Raw genomic sequence first — 16807 nt, forward strand, 5'->3', positions numbered from 1 at the left:
AGGGAGAGGGACAGGGACAGGAAGGGGAAGAAGAATGCAAACGCAGACGACAGCACTCCTGCTGGCGGCGCTGGCGGCCCTGAGCGTGTGGGGCGTCTTCGCCGGGATCCGGATGTACCGGGCCGACGCCAAGCTCCCGAGCGATCTGCAACTCGCCCTGGAGATCGGCGCCACCCGCACCGGCGCCGCCCACTCCCTCGTGGACCGGATGGGCATGCGCTACGCGCCGGCCGTCCTGCGTCTGATGGGCCCCAAACAGGTCGCCCGATACCGCCGCAAGATCGACCTCGCCGGCAACCCCGGCGGCCTGACCATCGACCGCTACGCCGCCCGCAGAGCCGTCTACGGCTTCCTCGGCGCCCTGGGCTTCCTGGTCTTCCTGCTGCGCGGCGACCTTCTCGCGGCCCTGCTCCTGCTGGCCTTCGGCGCGTTCTGGACCGAGGTCGGCATCTGGTCGGCGATCCGGGTCCGCAAGGACGTCATCGAACGCACCCTCCCCGACTTCCTGGACGTCCTCGCGGTGGTCGTCAGTGCCGGCCTGGGCTTCCGGCAGGCCCTCGACCGGGTGGCGGCGAAGTACGAGGGCCCCTGGGCCGACGAGATCCGTATCACCCTGCGCCAGATGGACCTCGGCATGAGCCGCCGCCAGGCGTTCGCCGAACTGCGCCGCCGCAACGACTCCGAGCAGGTCGCCATGTTCGTCACCGCCCTCCAGCAGGGCGAGGAACTCGGCGCGCCCATCGTGGACACCCTCGTCGCCCTGGCCAAGGACATGCGCCGCACCGACGCCCAGAACGCCCGCCGCAAGGCGGCCAGGGCGGTGCCCAAGGCGACCATGATGATCACCACGTTCATGGTTCCGGCCACCATGCTGCTCCTCGCCGCGGGCCTCCTGCTGGGCTCAGGCACCGACTTCGGCACGATCACCGGCGAGTGAGCGGGCGGCGGGCCGATGACACGGGTGATGGCGTGCGGGGCGTGGGTGGTGCGGCCGGTGCGCGTGGCGCGGGTGGTACGGGTCACGCGGGTGGTGCGCGTGGTGCGGACGGGTGAGGTCCGGTGAGCACGGTGCCGTCCTGGGGGGCGGGGGCGGGGGCGGGGGCCGGGTTCAGGGCCGGGGTCGGACCTGGGAAGGCGGGGACGGCCCCGGGAAGGCGGGGACGGCCCCGACACCCCCCGCGCCTCCGACACCCCCTGCGCCTCCGACACCCCCTGCGCCCCCGGTGACTCCGGTGCCTCCGGTGATTCCGGCCGCTCCCGCTCCACCTCCCGCGATCCCTCTCCAGGTGAACGCGCTCCAGGCGATCTGCCGTCAGGTCTTCGGCTTCCGGCTGGCGATGATCGCCGTGGCCGCCCCGGCGGCCCTGCTGAACGCGGGCCCCGGCCTGGGGGTCCGCCTGGTGGGCGCGGCGGTGGTCGTCACGTTCATGGTGTCGTACGTCCTCTTCCGCGACTGGGAACGCTTCGGCCCCCTCCTCCTGCGCCACCCCACCCTCCTGGTCCTGGACACCCTCTTCGGCGCCCTGCTGCTGATCTCGGCCGGCCCGGACAGCACCCTCGCGTACGTCAGCGTCTGCACTCCGCTGCTCGCGGGCCTGGTCTACGGCTGGCGGGGGGCCGCGTTCTTCGCGTCGTTCCAGGGCCTGATCCTGTGGGTGGTCCAGGCGACGCTGACCCGCGACGACCCGACGACGGTCGCCGAGTCGCTGCTGCTGCCCGGTCTGTGCGTGATCGTGGGTGCGATGGGGTCGACCCTGCGCCATCTGATGCTCCGCTTCGGGACCGCGACCCAGGCACTGACGGAGGTCCGCGCCCGGCTGGCCGCGACGGAGGCGGTGGCGGCGGAACGGGCGCGACTGGCCCGGGAGTTCCACGACTCGGTCGCCAAGACCCTGCACGGCGTCGCCCTGGCCGCGGAGGGCCTGGCCGCGACGGCGAGCCGCCCGGGCGCCGACCCCGTGCGGGTGAAGCAGCAGGCGGACCTGGTCGCCCGTTCCGCACGCCGGGCGGCGGCGGAGTCCCGCGACCTGATGACGGATCTGCGACGCGGGGCGGGGGAGGAGGGCGCGGGGGTGGACGTACGGCGGGAACTGCGTTCCCGGGTGGCGGAATTCACGGCCCGTACGGGGGTCGGGGTGAGCGTCACCGACGGTGCTGCCGTACCCGTACCGCCGCTCCCTCCGGCGGTGGCCCGCCAACTCCTCTCCATCGCCTCGGAGGCCCTGGAGAACGCGGCCCGGCACGCGCGCGCGGCCCGGGTGGAGGTCGGCGCGGATGTGGAGGGCGACCACCTGGTCATGACCGTGCACGACGACGGCCGCGGCCTCCCGCCGGACACTACCCTCGACCACCTTCGCGACTCCGGCCACTTCGGTCTGCTCGGCATGGTGGAACGGGCGGCGTCGGTGGGAGCGCGCATCCGGATCGGCAGGGGCGCGCACGAACGGGGGACGGAGGTCCGGGTGGATCTGCCGCTGACGGGGTTACCGGGGGCCGGTGGAGGAGAGGGCAGTCGATGAGGGGGCGCACCCGACGAGGGAGTGGGCTGGAGGGACGAGATGGAAGAGAGGAAGCAGAGGGCGGAGAGGGCGGAAAGGAAGGAGAGAGATGGGAGGGACGAGGTGGATGAGGGAGCGGTGGGTCCGGTGAGGGGCGGGGTGCCGACGATGACGGTTCCGTCCGGCGTGCTGCCGTCGGTGCCGCCCGTGACCCCGGTGCGGGTCGTGGTCGCCGACGACAACCCGGTGGTCCGCGCGGGCCTCACCGCGCTGCTCTCGGGCCGCGAGGACATCACGGTGGTCGCGCAGGCGGTGAACGGCAGCGAGGCGTGCGAGGCGGTGCGGCGGCTGCGGCCGGATGTGGTGCTGCTGGATGTGCGGATGCCGGGCGTGGACGGGATTTCGGCGCTTCCGTACCTGACGCCGCTCGTACCGGTGATGATGCTGACGTACAGCGGCGAGCCGGAGATCGTGCGGGAGGCGCTGCGGCGGGGCGCGCGGGGGTATCTGGTGCACGGTGAGTTCACGGTGGAGCAGTTGGTGAGGGCGGTGCGGGACATCACGGCCGGACGCCCGCATCTGACGCCGACGGCGGCGGAGGCGTTACTAGGAGGACTCGATGCGAGTGCACACGGCGATGACATCAATCGCCGTAGTCGTGGGTCAAATTCGCGGGAAAAGCTTTCGCAATTGCAATCGGCTGTGGCACAGTCGTGGGCGGGGTCGGTGAGGCCGACGGAGCCGCCGCGTCCGGTGTCTCCGGGGGGCTCGCCGGACCCCGCGGCACGGGCGAGGTTCCGGCTCAGCGTGAGGGAGGCGGAGATCATGGACCTCATCGCATCCGGGATGACCAATCAGCAGATCGCCGCCATGTGCTTCATCAGCGAGAAGACGGTCAAGAACCACATCAACCGGATCTTCGCCAAGCTCCACAGCGCCAACCGCGCCGAGGCGACCGCGAAGTGGCTGGGCACAGCTCCCGACACACCGTGGGGTGCCCGATGAACCCGCGCCGGATTTGGGCCCGGGATTGGGCCCGAGGACCCTGGGGCAGACACGGCACACGGCACTACGGTGCCCACGTCGGGATCGACAACGGCCACGGTCACCCTGGAGGGGTACGTCATGGGCAACTGGATCAACAGCGCGATGTCTTATGTGCGCGGCCGGGGGGCCCGACGGGGACGGGGGGACGCGGGGCAGACCGCGGTGGAGTACCTGGGAATCATCGCGGTGGTGGTGGCGATTGTGTTGGCTATTACGGGGACGGACATCGGCGAGGCGATCTTCGACGCGATCAGCAACAAGATCACCGAGGTTACGGGCGCCTGAAAGGGCGCCGTTGGCGCGGTGATTCCGGGCAGGCCTTTCCCATCTACATCACAGTGGTGGGGGGCTTGCTCTTTCTTGCGTTCGCGTACCTCGCTGTCGGTCAGGCGGCGGCCAACCGGAATCACGCCCAAACCGCGGCCGACGCAGCCGCGTTGGCGGCGGCGCAGGAGACACGGGACGACCTGGCCGATGCCTGGCTGGGCGATGTACTAGATCCCACGAAGTGGCAGGACATCTTCGACGGCAATGCGCCGGCCATCGGTTCGGCCTGCTGGCGTGCGCAGGAACTCGCCGCGATGAACGACTCCGAGGCCGAATGTGCGCCTGATGGACTTCTCGCCTATGAGGTCACGGCCACGACCAATGACACTGTGGGTGACTCCATCGTGCCCGGCACGGAGGGCATGCGTTCGCAGGAACGGGCGCGGGCCGTGATCGAGCCACGCTGCACATTCGAGCTTCCTGGCGAGGACGCGGGTGACGATGTGCTGCCGGGCCTTTCGTGCGATGGCGAGAACTGGGAGCTGGACCCGGAGGACCTCACTGAACTGCCGGACCCCGAAGACCTCTTCGACGTCCATCTGGCCGACTGACAAGCGATCGACGAATTGATGAAGGAAGCGGAGTCATGAGTATTCGGTTCACAACGAAGGCTCGTAGGGGGATGGCTGCGTTGACTGTTGCGGCCTGGCTGGCCCTCGGTGTGGCGAGCTGCGGTGTCGGTGGTGGAGACGATGAAAAGCCGGAGTCATCGGCATCCGCTTCGCAGGAAGGTGGTCCTGGTCCGAACGCCCAGGAAGGCCAGGACGAACCACCAATGGCCGAATTGAAGGGGCAGGACGGACTGCTGCTGCAGATCACTTCCGCTGAGCGGGACAGCGGGGGCTTTCTCACCGTCAGTGGTGACTTGAAGAATGACGGATCAGAAACGGTCAACGTTCCGTCTGCTTTGCGCGGTGATGAGACGGAGATCATCAGGCACGGTAGGTCCTTGGGCGGAGCGACTCTGGTGGATGCCAAGTCGAAGAAACGGTACTACGTGCTGCGGGACACGGATGGACGCCCGCTGACCACCACGGACCTGGCGGCCATGAAACCCGGTGAGTCGGTCCCCGTCTTCATGCAGTTCCCCTCCCCGCCCACCGGCACGACAGAAGTCAATTTCCAACTCCCCACCTTCGCCGCCGCCCCCATCCAGATCTCCGGATGAGGACCCCCACCATGACCCGCACCCGGCTCCCCCTCGTCCTCGCCGTGGCGACCGTGCTGTTGACCACCGGGACCGTCGCCCACGCGGAGGACGATCCCAGCGTGCCGCCCGGCACCGAGGCCAGTGCCTCCGCGCCGGTGGACGTCGACCCGAACGACCCGGACCTGAAGCTGCCCGAGGGCGCGACCCTGGCGCAGGCCAAGGTGCTGGACATCAAGACGGTCGTCGAGGAGCAGAGCGGTGACGAACGCCGCGAGGACACCAACGCCGACGTCACCTTCGCCCTCCAGGCCGAGGTGCTGTTCGCCAAGGACAGCGCCCGGCTGAGCGGCGAGGCCAAGTCCCGGATCGCCACGATCGCCCAGGAGATCAAGACCCAGGGCGCCTCCACCATCCGTGTCTTCGGCTTCACGGACAACCTCGGCTCCTCCGCCCACGGCGACATCCTGTCCAAGGACCGTGCCAACGCCGTGCACGAGATCCTCGACTCGGAGATCAACGACCCCAGCGTCACCTTCGAGGTCCGCGGCTACGGTGAGCAGTACCCCATCTCCTCCAACGCCACCGAGGCCGGCCGCAAGAAGAACCGCCGAGTCGAGGTCACCTTCCCCCGCACCGACAACTGACGAGGGACTTCAGCCCTTCAGCCCACCCCGCCCCACAAGCACGACACCAGAACCACCTCCAACGCCAATACAACCCTTACGTCGCGAGTCGGGTCCAACCCCCAAATAGCCCAGCTTGTCCCGACGGGGGAACACATGAGCCACATGACCCGCACGGCTCCAGGTCTTCACCCAGACCGGCGGCGGCACCTGGTAGGAGTCCGACCGGGTCACCGTCGGCGAGGTCGAGGGCTGGTTCTGGTACCCGCTCACCGTCAGCCTCCTGGTGACCCCCTCCATCGGCTGCTCCGAGCCGACGCACTACCTCGTCAAGGAAGGCCGGGCCTACGCCGACTGAGCCGAGCCCCGCTCGCCCGGGTCCCCCCGGATCTCGATCCGCGCCCCCGCCCGGACCCCCCACCCCTCCATCGCCCCGGCCTCCGCCTCCAGCACATGCCGGGACCGCAGCCGCGGCAGCCCCAGCCGGCCCGGTCGCATGGTGCGTACGGCGATCACCCCCAGCCCGCGGTCCAGATACGCCACGTCGATCGCGAACCGCATCCCGAAGGTGTGCACGCTCCCGGCCGGCGTCAGCAGCAACGCCCCGTCGATCCCGTCCCGCCCGAGCAGCCCCCTGGTACGCGCCCGATAGGAACTCGCGATCTCCAGCGGAACCCCCACCGCACCCCCTCCGACGCCCCCTCCGGCACCGCTACCCCCATCCCCATCCCCACCCTCGCCCCCACTCGCCATGACCAGCAGACCCCGCCCGTCCCGCCACCGGCTCAACCGACCCCAACGCCGCCCCACCCGGGACCACCGCCCTTCCTGAACCGACCTGACCCGACCTGACCCGACCCAACCACAGCGGACCCCCGCTCCGAATCCTCTGGTTGTCCCCGGCCACCGCGCCCGATAGGAAAGGCCCATGACCACTCTCGGCGCGGTATTCCGTCCCCAACTGCCCCCCGAACGCCTCCGCTCCCTCGCCCGGCTCGCCGACGACAGCGGGCTGGACGAGCTGTGGCTCTGGGAGGACTGCTTCTACGAGGGCGGGATCTCCACCGCCGCCGCGGCCCTCGCCTGGACCGAGCGGATCCGGGTCGGGGTGGGACTGCTCCCGGTGCCGCTGCGCAACGTCGCCCTGACCGCGATGGAGATCGCCTCGCTGGAGCGGATGTTCCCGGGCCGGTCCACCGTCGCCGTCGGACACGGCGTCCAGGACTGGATGGGCCAGGTCGGCGCCCGCGTCGAATCCCCGCTCACCCTGCTCCGCGAGCACCTCACCGCCCTGCGTGCCCTGCTGGCCGGCGAGACGCTCACCGTCAAGGGGCGCTACGTCACCCTGGACGACGTCACTCTCGACTGGCCCCCGGCCACTCCCGTGAAGGTGCTCGCCGGCGCCACCGGCCCCCGTACCCTCCGGCTCACCGGCGAGGTCGCCGACGGCACCGTTCTCACCTCCGGCACCACCGCCGACGACCTCCGTCGCGCCGGCACGCTGATCGGTGAGGGGCGGCGGGCAGCGGGCCGCGGCGACGACCACCGCACCGTCGTCTACCTCCTCGCCGCCACCGGCCCCGATGCCGCCGACCGGATCCACGCCGAACTCTCCGCCGAAGGCCGCGCCGACCGCCCCGAACAGGCCGTCGCCGGTGACGCCGCCACCGTCGCCGACGCCGTACGCCGCCTCGCCGACGCCGGAGCCGACGCCGTGATCCTCCAGTCGACCGGCGACGAACCCGACCCGGAGGGGTTCATCCGCTTCGTCGCACAGGACGTACGCCCCCTCATCGACTGAGCGCCCCCGCCGAAGACGGCGCCCCGAGGACAGCCCGAGGACAGCGGCGCCCAAGAACAGCGGCACCCGAGGACAGCGGCGCCCCAATACGGCGGCGCCCAAATACGACGGCCCCCAAATACGGCGGCCCGCGAAGACGGCGGCACCCGAAATTCAGCGGCGCCCCCCACCACCCCCTGCGACGATCGCACCATGCACGCCGACGACTCCTCCCGTTCCTACGAGGACCTCCTGGCCGAAGGCGCGTCCGTCCCGACCGAAGGATGGGACTTCTCCTGGTTCGAGGGCCGCGCCACCGAGGCCCGGCCCTCCTGGGGGTACGCCGTCAGCCTGGCCGGGCGGCTGGCCGACGCCACGGCCGTGCTGGACCTCCAGACCGGCGGCGGCGAGGTCCTCGACTTCGCCCTCAGCCGCACCACCCCCCACCTCCCGGCCTCCGCCCCCACCTCCCGGCCCACCCTCACCGTCGCCACCGAAGGCTGGCCGCCCAACGTCGCCAAGGCCACCGCCCTCCTCGGCCCCCGGGGCGTCGCCGTCGTCGCCTCGCCGGAGGACGCCCCGCTGCCCTTCGCCGACGCCGCCTTCGACCTGGTCACCAGCCGCCACCCGGTCCGCCCGCACTGGAGGGAGATCGCCCGTGTCCTGCGCCCCGGCGGCACCTACTTCGCCCAGCACGTCGGCCCGAGCAGCGTCTTCGAACTGGTCGAGTACTTCCTCGGCCCCCAGCCGGAGGCCGGCCGACGCGCCCGGCACCCCGACCTGGAGCGCGCCGGGGCCGAGGCCGCCGGGCTGGAGATCGTGGAGCTGAGGGCCGAGCGCCTGCGGATGGAGTTCCACGACATCGCCGCCGTGGTGCATTTCCTGCGCAAGGTCGTCTGGATGGTCCCCGGCTTCACCGTCGAGGCGTACGGGCCCCGCCTGCGTGAGCTGCACGAACGCATCCGGGCCGAAGGCCCCTTCGTCGCCCACAGCACCCGCCACCTCTTCGACGCCCGCAAGCCCACCCCCTGACACCGACCCCGCCGCCCCACCCCCCGACCCGAAAGCCCCACCCCCCACCGAAGCTCAACCCCACCCCCCACCCCAACCCCTCCCCGCCCCCGTCACGCATGCGCCCCCGCAGTCACCTCCCCCAGCCCCCACTCCGGCTCCGCCTCCAAGATCTCCCCCACCCGTTCCACCCGTTCCCCCAGCTCCCGCTCCTGGCGTGCCGTCAGGGTGCCCAGGGGCTCGACCGTGACGGTCGTCCGGCGGCCCCGGCGCCGCTGGTGCCAGACGCCCGCGACGACACCGTCCACCAGCAGCAGCGGATAGTTCCCGGCCTGTCCGCCGGCCAGCGCCCGCTGGTAGGCGCGGCCGGGGAACAGCAGCTCACGGGGCTGGGCGGCGATGCCGTACGCGTCGAAGTACGGGAGCAGACGCACCCCGCGCGAGGGCTCGTCGGGGAAGTCGGTGTCGCCCGCCGCCAGCCAGGCCGGGCGGCCCTCGAAGGTGACCTGCTCCGTCACCCCCGACGCGGCCAGCGTGGCGAACAGGGCGCTCGCCCAGCCCACCGGTGCCGCCAGCCACTTCGCGAAGTGCTGGGGCGTCGCCGGCCCGTAGGCACGGAGGTAGCGGGTCACCAGGGCGGTGAGGGCGGTGTCGCGGTCGAGCGGGGTGAAGCGGGGCGGGCGGGTGTAGGTGACGCGGCGGCCCCGGTTCGGGCCGAAGCACAGGGTGCCCTCCTGACCGGCCCGGTGCAGTACGGCACGCCAGCGTGGCCACATGCCCTGGAAGGCGGGGATCACCGGGTCCGCGGCCCAGGGCCCGGTCCGCGCGACCACCTCCGCGCCCAGTTCCTCGGCGGTCAGACAGCGGCCGTCCAGGGCCTCCCCGATCGCGGCGACGACCTGCTCGGCGCGTTCGCCGGTCAGCGGGGCGCTGGGCGGTGCGGCGTGCGGTACGGCGGTGAGCGCGGCGCAGTGGAGCGGCAGTTCGGCGGTGGGCAGCAGATGCACGGTGCCGCGCGGACCGTAGGTCTTGACCAGGGAGCGTTCGGTCCAGAGCGCGGCGCGGACGTCGGCGCGGGTCAGTCCGGTGGTCCGTACGCCGATCGACAGCTCGGCCGCGGACAGCACCTGGGCGTGGGCGCCGAGCATCGCCGACACGATCTGGGGCACGTTCCGGCCCTCGGATGAAGGAATGGCCGGGAATTGACGGTCGAGCCGTCGCGCGCTGGCTGCACGCCAAGTGATCGCGGAGGTCATGGGGACGACCGTAGAGGGGGATGAGGTCAGCTTCTGTCCTCATGGGAGGGAGTGATTAGTTATAGCAAATAGTTGCAATCTGTATAAAAGGGGCGCCAGGGATTCTGTCACTTCACCGGTTGTCCACATCGTTACCGCATTCGATTCGCATCCCCGCCCGGCGTCGCGTAAGTTCAGACCAAGGTAATTCGCGTGAGCAAAGCTGCGCGGGCGGCACCGCGCGGTGGAGGGGACTGCGCGGTGCCCTGCCTGGGCCGTCGGGCTTCCAGTGCGTGTTCGCCCCGCGCGGCGGCCCGACGGGAGAAGGTCGGACGGCGCGACGCGCCCGGCGCGAGGAGCGCCGAGAACCGGCCATGCGTCCCCCCGTGAACCCGGCGTTTCCGGGGCTTCCAGGCGTCGTCGGGCGACTTCGGAGAGTAGTTGTGGCACGCCGATGCACGCAGCATCACTTACAAAGGGTTATGGTGGAAGCCCCCCCTCGGGCCGGTCCGTCTCCCCCCCCACGGACCGGCCCGTTTTTTCTTCCCCCCGATCCCGCGCCGCCGCGCCCCGGCGCCCCCGCGCCCCAGCCCTCCGGCGCTCTCACCCCCGCGCCCTCGCCCCCGCACCCGTTGAGGGTTCCGGCGTCCGACGGGGGTAGGCTCTGGCCCCTCGGGGGACCGCCACTCGGACTGGACCCGCACTCGGCCGGGCCGTCCGATCCGTACCGGAGGGGCTGACAATCACGTGAACCTGCGCGACACGCTGCGCGGTCTGCTCGTCAGGCTGTACGCGCACCGAGTGGAAGGACACCTGGACCACGCTCAGGTGCCCAAGCACATCGGCGTCATCATGGACGGCAACCGTCGCTGGGCGAAAGCCTCCGGCTCCACCACGGTGCACGGACACCGGGCCGGCGCGGAGAACATCGGGGAGTTCCTCGGCTGGTGCTCCGAGACCGACGTCGAGGTGGTCACCCTCTGGCTGCTGTCGACGGACAACTTCGACCGGCCCAAGGACGAGCTGGTCCCGCTGCTCGGCATCATCGAGGACGTGGTGCGCGGTCTCGCCGCCGACGGCCGCTGGCGGGTGCACCACGTCGGCACCCTCGACCTGCTGCCCGCCGGGATGCAGCGCACCCTCAAGGAGGCCCAGGAGGCCACCGCCCACATCGACGGGATAGTCGTCAACGTGGCGATCGGCTACGGCGGCCGGCAGGAGATCGCCGACGCCGTGCGCTCCATGCTGCTCGACGCCCATGAGAAGGGCACCTCGATGGACGACCTGGCCGACGCCGTCGACGTCGAGATGATCGGCCGTCATCTCTACACCGGCGACCAGCCCGACCCGGACCTGGTCATCCGCACCAGCGGCGAGCAGCGGCTGTCCGGATTCATGCTGTGGCAGACCGCCCATTCCGAGTACTACTTCTGCGATGTCTTCTGGCCGGCGTTCCGCAAGGTGGACTTCCTGCGGGCGCTGCGCGACTACGCCGCCCGTGGTCGCCGGTACGGCGGCTGAGGGCGCCGCACCAGGTCTTTCCCACGTCAGGGCCGCGCCACACCGTCGCCGCGCCCGGACGGACGTAGCGCTTGTCACATGGAGTTCACCGTACTGCCGTCGGCCGGTCCGGCATGGCGGAGCTTGTTCGAGGGCATAAATCCATCAGGTCGACACCCGAACCACGGGTGTCTCGATCTCAGCGGGCGGCACGGGGCCGCCCGCCCGGGAGGCCCTTTGCACCAGCCCGACCGTGCGGTTCCGGCACGGGAGAAGCCGCGGAGGGCCGGTTTCCGGCCCGTGGTGCCACGGGGCCGCGAACCGGTCCAGAACATCTCCGTCGCTCCCCGACCTCATCCGAGGGGGTAGGTCCTTCCGTGGTGACCAGCACAAAGCGCCGCACGCCAGACCGGCGCACCTATGTTCTCGACACCAGCGTCCTGCTGGCCGACCCAAACGCGCTCAGCCGCTTCGACGAGCACGAGGTCGTGCTCCCGATCGTGGTGGTGACGGAGCTGGAGGCCAAAAGGCACCATCCCGAGCTGGGGTACTTCGCCCGGCAGGCCCTGCGGCTGCTGGACGACCTCCGGGTGCGGTTCGGCCGTCTCGACGCCCCGATCCCCACCGGGGAACTGGGCGGCACCATCCGTGTCGAGCTCAACCACTCGGACCCCAGCGTGCTGCCCACCGGCTACCGCCTGGGGGACAACGACTCCCGCATCCTCGCGGTCGCCCGGAATCTGCAGGCCGAGGGCTTCGACGTCACCGTCGTGTCCAAGGACCTCCCGCTGCGGATCAAGGCATCCTCCGTCGGACTGCTCGCCGAGGAGTACCGCGCGGAACTGGCGATCACCGACGCCTCCGGCTGGACCGGCATGTCCGAACTCGCCCTGCCCGGGGAACAGGTGGACATCCTCTTCGAGGAGGGCGGACTGTATGTGCCCGAGGCGGCCGACCTGCCCGTGCACACCGGTCTGACCATCCAGTCCGAGCGGGGCAAGGCGCTCGGCCGGATCGCCCCGGACGGCCAGGTCCGTCTGGTGCGCGGCGACCGGGAGGCGTTCGGCATCAAGGGCCGCAGCGCCGAGCAGCGGATCGCGCTCGACCTGCTCCTCGACCCGGACATCGGGATCGTGTCGATGGGCGGCCGGGCCGGCACCGGGAAGTCGGCGCTGGCACTGTGCGCGGGCCTGGAGGCGGTGCTGGAGCGCCGGCAGCACCAGAAGATCATGGTGTTCCGTCCGCTGTACGCGGTGGGCGGTCAGGAGCTGGGCTATCTGCCCGGCACCGAGGCCGAGAAGATGAGCCCCTGGGCCCAGGCGGTCTTCGACACGCTGTCCGCGGTCACCAGCCGCGAGGTCATCGAGGAGGTCACCGCGCGCGGGATGCTGGAGGTGCTCCCGCTCACCCACATCCGCGGGCGCTCGCTGCACGACGCGTTCGTGATCGTGGACGAGGCCCAGTCACTGGAGCGGAACGTCCTGCTGACCGTGCTGTCCCGGATCGGCGCCGACTCCCGGGTCGTCCTGACCCATGACGTCGCCCAGCGGGACAACCTCCGGGTCGGCCGCTACGACGGTGTCGTCGCCGTCGTGGAGAAACTGAAGGGGCATCCGCTCTTCGCGCATGTCACCCTCACCCGGTCCGAGAGGTCCCAGATCGCCGCGCTTGTCACCGAAATGCTGGAGGACGGCCAGATCTGACCCGAACCACCCCGCGGTGGGGTGGTTGTACGGCGCCCAGGCGCCGCCCGTAAAGGCCGAAAGCCTAGTCGGGCGGCGCCTTCGCGCGTCATGGTTTCCCGAAATCCACGGGGGTGAACGGGGTGTGAGCTTTCACACGCGACCCAGAATTGCCACGCGGCGGAGCGGTACGGCTAGAGTCTCGTTCCTGTCAGGCCCCGCATACGGCACGCCCGTACCTCCAGAGGTGCGGTACAGCGCGACGCCAACTCCATAGCGACGCCGTATGCCGCCCGAGCATCTCGCGGCGCTCCCCGCAGGGGAGTTGCCCACCGGGCCCGTGTCTCCCGTGACCCCGCAGTTGGGAGGCCAGCGTCAAGGGCACGATCGCGTCCGCCAGGGTCACCGAAGCGGGCGACGCTGGAAGGAAACCGTGTGAGCCGGATCTCGGTCCGGGGATTCGCAGTGGCCTCGGCCACCGCGGTCACCGCCGTCGGTAGCGTTGTCGGCGTTGCCTCGGGCAGCACCGCTCAGAACAACGACGCCGAAGCGGCGGCAACCGACCTGACGCTCCTCGCGGACATACCGACGGGTCAGCAGGCCCAGGTGCAGACCGCGTCCCTCACGCAGCAGGCCAACGTCCAGGCCATCGCCGCGGACGTGTCCGCGAAGAAGGACGCGGAGGCGGCGGCCCGCAAGGCCGCGGCCCAGACCGCGATCGACAAGAAGGAGCAGGCCGAGAAGGCCGCCAAGGAGGCCAAGGAGCGCGAGGAGGCCAAGAAGGAGGAGGCCGCCAGCCGCGACTCCGCCCGTGAAGCCTCCAGCTTCAGCGTCCAGAGTTCCTACTCCGTCGCGCAGATCCAGGCCATGGCCCGCCAGATGGTGCCGGCCGGGCAGTGGACCTGCTTCAGCAACATCGTGGACCACGAGTCCGACTGGAACTACAAGGCGGTCAACCCGTCCTCCGGTGCCTACGGTCTCTTCCAGGCCCTGCCCGCCGGCAAGTACGTCTCCGCCGGCGCCGACTGGCGCACCAACCCGGCCACCCAGATCAAGTGGGGGCTGAACTACATGAACGAGCGCTACGGCAGCCCCTGCGACGCCTGGTCGTTCTGGCAGGCCAACCAGTGGTACTGAGCCGCGCGGTCCGCTCGGCGAGCCGTTAGCCGGCTCGCCCTTCTCAACCTCCGAGAGCCCCTCCCCGTCCTAGGGGAGGGGCTTTCGCCCTGTACGGTCGGAGACGACGACTCCAGGGGGGAGTGGTGAGGGAAGACGGGGGAAAGAGACGGATCATGTCGCGAGTGCCAGGATGGCTCGGCCGGCTCGGTGCCGGACTGACCGAAATGGGCCGGCGGTTGGACGAACGCCGTGCGGAGGCCGCTGAGGAGAGCGCCGCCCCCGAACCGGCCGTCGCCGCGACCGCCGCGCCCGCCGTGCGGGTCCCGGCGCAGTCGGACGGTCCGCCCGCGGTCGGCCCCCGACCCGACCCCGCCCAGGCCGTGCCGTGGGGTGTGCGGGTCGCCGCCGAGGTCGGCTGGCGGCTGCTGGTGCTCGCCGGCACCCTGTGGATCCTGATGCGGGTGATCAGCGCCGTCCAACTGGTGGTGCTCGCCTTCGTCGCCGCGCTGCTGATGACCGCGCTGCTCCAGCCGACCGTGGCCTGGCTGTGCCGCTACGGCGTACCGCGCGGAGCGGCCACCGCGCTCACCGCGATCCTCGGCTTCGTCGTGATGGGGCTGATCGGCTGGTTCGTGACCTGGCAGGTCATGGAGAACATCGACACCCTCTCGGACCAGGTCCAGGACGGTATCGACGAACTGCGCAACTGGCTGCTCAACAGCCCGTTCCATGTCACCGAGCAGCAGATCAACGACATCGCGGGCAGTCTGCGGGACGCGGTCGGCGCCAACACCGACGAGATCACCTCCGCCGGACTGGAGGGCGTCACCGTCATCGTGGAGGCGCTGACGGGCATTCTGCTCGCCGTGTTCTGCACCCTGTTCCTGCTCTACGACGGCCGCCGCATCTGGGAGTGGGCGCTCAAGCTGGTCCCCGCCGCCGCCCGGCCCGGTGTGGCCGGCGCGGGTCCGCGCGCCTGGCGCACCCTCACCGCCTATGTGCGGGGCACGGTCGTGGTCGCCCTCATCGACGCCATCTTCATCGGGCTGGGCATCCACATCCTGGAAGTGCCGATGGCGGTGCCGCTGGCCGTGTTCATCTTCCTCGGCGCGTTCATCCCGCTGGTCGGCGCGGTCATCTCCGGCGCCCTCGCGGTCGTCGTCGCCTTCGTCACCCAGGGCGTGTTCACCGGCGTGATGACGCTGGTCGTGGTCCTCGCGGTGCAGCAGATCGAGGGCCACATCCTCCAGCCGTTCATCCTGGGCCGGGCGGTGCGGGTGCACCCGCTGGCCGTCGTCCTGTCGGTGGCGGCGGGCGGCCTGGTCGCCGGGATCGGCGGCGCGGTGGTGGCCGTACCGCTGGTGGCGGTGACCAACACGGTGGTGGGGTATCTGCGGGCGTACTCGCAGGCCCAGCGGCTGTCCGGTCCCGGCCCCGACGCGCCCGCCCGTCCCTCGCTGGAGAAGGAGACCGACGCCGAGGCCGCGGCGCAGCCCGCGGGCGCGGCTCCCGAGGACACCGCCGCGGAGCAGGCCGAAAGCCCCGCCACCCAGGGGTGAGCGGGGCTTCGGGAGCCGTAGGGGCCGGTCCTACTCGGCGAGGACGGCCTCCGCGTCGACGGTGACGCCGATCGCCTGGACCACCGAGGCGATCTTGAACGCCTCCTGGACGGTCTCGCGCTCCACGCCCGCCTTGCGCAGCACCTGCTCGTGGGAGTCGAGGCACATGCCGCAGCCGTTGATGGCCGAGACGGCGAAGGACCACAGCTCGAAGTCGACCTTGTCGACCCCGGGGTTGCCGATGACATTCATCCGCAGGCCCGCGCGCAGGGTGCCGTACTCGTGGTCCGACAGCAGATGGCGGGTGCGGTAGAAGACGTTGTTCATCGCCATGATCGCGGCGGCCGACTTAGCGGCCGTGTACGCCTCGGGCGTGAGGTTCGCCTTCGCCTCGGGCTCCAGCTCACGCAGCACGATGGGGGAGCGGGAGGCGATGGCGGTCGCCAGCACCGTGCCCCACAACTGCTGGGCGGGGAGGTCGGAGTTGCCGATGACCGAGCCCAGATTGAGCTTCAGGTCCTTGGCGTAGTCCGGGATGCGGGCCTTGAGGCTGTCGAGCGACATGGGTCACTCACCGGCCAGCAGGGCGCCCGCGTCGAGCGTGTCCTCGCCCTTGCTCCAGTTGCAGGGGCACAGCTCGTCGGTCTGCAGGGCGTCCAGGACCCGCAGGACCTCCTTGGGGTTACGGCCCACGGAACCGGCGGTGACCATCGTGAACTGGATCTCGCGGTTCGGGTCGACGACGAAGACGGCGCGCTGCGCGAAGCCGTCCTCGCCCTCGATGCCCAGGTCGCGCATCAGCTCGTGCTTGGAGTCGGCGAGCATCGGGAAGGGCAGGTCACGCAGGTCGTCGTGGTCCTTGCGCCAGGCGTGGTGCACAAACTCGGAGTCGCCGGAGAAGCCGAGGATCTGGGCGTCACGGTCGGCGAACTCGTCGTTCAGCTTCCCGAACGCGGCGATCTCGGTCGGGCACACGAACGTGAAGTCCTTGGGCCAGGCGAACACGACGAGCCACTTGCCCTCGTAGGACTTGTGGTGGATCTCCGTGAACTCCTTGCCCTTCTCCAGCGAGACGCAGGCCGTGAGTTCGAACTCGGGGAACTTGTCACCGACAGTGAGCACTAGCTCTCCTTGCAGCGAGGAGACGTCTCTCGTGGAGACGTCTCCCATGGGTTGGACACGGCCGATGCTCGCACAAGCAGGATTGATTGCGGAAATAGCTACACTTGGTCGAGTTGATCGGAGGGGACTATCAGTGACTGTGGGTAAGGGTGAT

General features: G+C 70.6%; 17 protein-coding genes. 13 read left to right on the forward strand and 4 right to left on the reverse strand.

Annotation, left to right across the window (positions count from 1 at the left end; genetic code table 11):
- Window positions 1-34: 34 nt before the first annotated feature.
- The 7 genes from ACIQNG_RS02925 (at window position 35) to ACIQNG_RS02955 (ending at window position 5666) form a co-directional block, all read left to right on the forward strand.
- Window positions 35-937: a DUF5936 domain-containing protein gene (locus ACIQNG_RS02925; RefSeq protein WP_401482368.1), complete on the forward strand. Its 903-nt coding sequence runs from the start codon at window positions 35-37 to the stop codon at window positions 935-937.
- 349 nt (window positions 938-1286) lie between these two features.
- Window positions 1287-2519: a sensor histidine kinase gene (locus ACIQNG_RS02930; RefSeq protein WP_401482369.1), complete on the forward strand. Its 1233-nt coding sequence runs from the start codon at window positions 1287-1289 to the stop codon at window positions 2517-2519.
- 147 nt (window positions 2520-2666) lie between these two features.
- Entirely contained in the window at window positions 2667-3503 is an 837-nt protein-coding gene (locus ACIQNG_RS02935; RefSeq protein ID WP_401482370.1) for a response regulator, read from the forward strand.
- A 120-nt stretch (window positions 3504-3623) separates the two neighbouring features.
- Window positions 3624-3830: a hypothetical protein gene (locus tag ACIQNG_RS02940; RefSeq protein ID WP_401482517.1), complete on the forward strand. Its 207-nt coding sequence runs from the start codon at window positions 3624-3626 to the stop codon at window positions 3828-3830.
- A complete protein-coding gene (locus ACIQNG_RS02945) occupies window positions 3827-4423 on the forward strand; it encodes a pilus assembly protein TadG-related protein (protein WP_401482518.1) in 597 nt (198 codons plus the stop codon). The genes ACIQNG_RS02940 and ACIQNG_RS02945 overlap by 4 nt, the downstream gene beginning before the upstream one ends.
- A 35-nt stretch (window positions 4424-4458) precedes the next feature.
- Window positions 4459-5040 (forward strand): hypothetical protein, encoded by a 582-nt coding sequence (locus tag ACIQNG_RS02950; protein ID WP_401482371.1) that lies wholly within the window; start codon window positions 4459-4461, stop codon window positions 5038-5040.
- An 11-nt stretch (window positions 5041-5051) separates the two neighbouring features.
- Window positions 5052-5666 (forward strand): OmpA family protein, encoded by a 615-nt coding sequence (locus ACIQNG_RS02955; RefSeq protein ID WP_401482372.1) that lies wholly within the window; start codon window positions 5052-5054, stop codon window positions 5664-5666.
- A gap of 324 nt (window positions 5667-5990) precedes the next feature.
- On the opposite strand, the gene ACIQNG_RS02960 is transcribed toward ACIQNG_RS02955, so the two are convergent.
- Window positions 5991-6398 carry a DUF192 domain-containing protein gene (locus ACIQNG_RS02960; protein WP_401482373.1) on the reverse strand — a complete coding sequence of 136 codons (408 nt, stop codon included), beginning with the start codon at window positions 6396-6398 and terminating at the stop codon, window positions 5991-5993.
- Between the two features lie 175 nt (window positions 6399-6573).
- On the opposite strand from ACIQNG_RS02960, the gene ACIQNG_RS02965 reads away from it, so the two are divergent.
- Window positions 6574-7446 (forward strand): LLM class flavin-dependent oxidoreductase, encoded by an 873-nt coding sequence (locus ACIQNG_RS02965; protein WP_401482374.1) that lies wholly within the window; start codon window positions 6574-6576, stop codon window positions 7444-7446.
- 192 nt (window positions 7447-7638) lie between these two features.
- Entirely contained in the window at window positions 7639-8457 is an 819-nt protein-coding gene (locus ACIQNG_RS02970) for a class I SAM-dependent methyltransferase (protein WP_401482375.1), read from the forward strand.
- A gap of 92 nt (window positions 8458-8549) precedes the next feature.
- Here the strand turns inward: ACIQNG_RS02970 and ACIQNG_RS02975 are convergent, their stop codons facing one another.
- A complete protein-coding gene (locus ACIQNG_RS02975) occupies window positions 8550-9692 on the reverse strand; it encodes a winged helix DNA-binding domain-containing protein (RefSeq protein WP_401482376.1) in 1143 nt (380 codons plus the stop codon).
- A gap of 726 nt (window positions 9693-10418) precedes the next feature.
- Between ACIQNG_RS02975 and ACIQNG_RS02980 the strand changes: the two genes are divergently transcribed.
- The 4 genes from ACIQNG_RS02980 (at window position 10419) to ACIQNG_RS02995 (ending at window position 15531) form a co-directional block, all read left to right on the forward strand.
- A complete protein-coding gene (locus ACIQNG_RS02980) occupies window positions 10419-11192 on the forward strand; it encodes an isoprenyl transferase (RefSeq protein WP_401429646.1) in 774 nt (257 codons plus the stop codon).
- A 356-nt stretch (window positions 11193-11548) separates the two neighbouring features.
- Complete coding sequence (locus tag ACIQNG_RS02985; protein WP_401429648.1) at window positions 11549-12874, forward strand: PhoH family protein; 1326 nt, start codon at window positions 11549-11551, stop codon at window positions 12872-12874.
- Window positions 12875-13288: 414 nt separating this feature from the next.
- Complete coding sequence (locus ACIQNG_RS02990; RefSeq protein WP_401429650.1) at window positions 13289-13990, forward strand: transglycosylase SLT domain-containing protein; 702 nt, start codon at window positions 13289-13291, stop codon at window positions 13988-13990.
- 155 nt (window positions 13991-14145) lie between these two features.
- Window positions 14146-15531, forward strand: coding sequence for an AI-2E family transporter (locus ACIQNG_RS02995; RefSeq protein ID WP_401482377.1), 1386 nt, complete (start codon window positions 14146-14148; stop codon window positions 15529-15531).
- A gap of 30 nt (window positions 15532-15561) precedes the next feature.
- Here ACIQNG_RS02995 and ACIQNG_RS03000 read toward each other — a convergent pair whose 3' ends face one another.
- Together ACIQNG_RS03000 and ACIQNG_RS03005 are read right to left on the reverse strand one after the other, a co-directional pair.
- A complete protein-coding gene (locus tag ACIQNG_RS03000; RefSeq protein WP_401429655.1) occupies window positions 15562-16095 on the reverse strand; it encodes an alkyl hydroperoxide reductase in 534 nt (177 codons plus the stop codon).
- Between the two features lie 3 nt (window positions 16096-16098).
- Window positions 16099-16653 carry a peroxiredoxin gene (locus ACIQNG_RS03005; protein WP_401429657.1) on the reverse strand — a complete coding sequence of 185 codons (555 nt, stop codon included), beginning with the start codon at window positions 16651-16653 and terminating at the stop codon, window positions 16099-16101.
- Window positions 16654-16807: the final 154 nt, after the last annotated feature.

The sequence above is a fragment of the Streptomyces sp. NPDC091377 genome (assembly GCF_044757045.1).
GTDB lineage: Bacteria > Actinomycetota > Actinomycetes > Streptomycetales > Streptomycetaceae > Streptomyces.

What these genes read in the sequence shown, in the direction of transcription:
- ACIQNG_RS02960 (WP_401482373.1), bottom strand. Translation starts at nt 6,398, where the DNA reads ATGGCGAGTGGGGGCGAGGGTGGGGATGGGGATGGGGGTAGCGGTGCC.
- ACIQNG_RS02965 (WP_401482374.1), top strand. Translation starts at nt 6,574, where the DNA reads ATGACCACTCTCGGCGCGGTATTCCGTCCCCAACTGCCCCCCGAACGC.
- ACIQNG_RS02935 (WP_401482370.1), top strand. Translation starts at nt 2,667, where the DNA reads ATGACGGTTCCGTCCGGCGTGCTGCCGTCGGTGCCGCCCGTGACCCCG.
- ACIQNG_RS02975 (WP_401482376.1), bottom strand. Translation starts at nt 9,692, where the DNA reads ATGACCTCCGCGATCACTTGGCGTGCAGCCAGCGCGCGACGGCTCGAC.
- ACIQNG_RS02955 (WP_401482372.1), top strand. Translation starts at nt 5,052, where the DNA reads ATGACCCGCACCCGGCTCCCCCTCGTCCTCGCCGTGGCGACCGTGCTG.
- ACIQNG_RS02940 (WP_401482517.1), top strand. Translation starts at nt 3,624, where the DNA reads ATGGGCAACTGGATCAACAGCGCGATGTCTTATGTGCGCGGCCGGGGG.
- ACIQNG_RS02925 (WP_401482368.1), top strand. Translation starts at nt 35, where the DNA reads ATGCAAACGCAGACGACAGCACTCCTGCTGGCGGCGCTGGCGGCCCTG.
- ACIQNG_RS02995 (WP_401482377.1), top strand. Translation starts at nt 14,146, where the DNA reads ATGTCGCGAGTGCCAGGATGGCTCGGCCGGCTCGGTGCCGGACTGACC.
- ACIQNG_RS03000 (WP_401429655.1), bottom strand. Translation starts at nt 16,095, where the DNA reads ATGTCGCTCGACAGCCTCAAGGCCCGCATCCCGGACTACGCCAAGGAC.
- ACIQNG_RS02950 (WP_401482371.1), top strand. Translation starts at nt 4,459, where the DNA reads ATGAGTATTCGGTTCACAACGAAGGCTCGTAGGGGGATGGCTGCGTTG.
- ACIQNG_RS02970 (WP_401482375.1), top strand. Translation starts at nt 7,639, where the DNA reads ATGCACGCCGACGACTCCTCCCGTTCCTACGAGGACCTCCTGGCCGAA.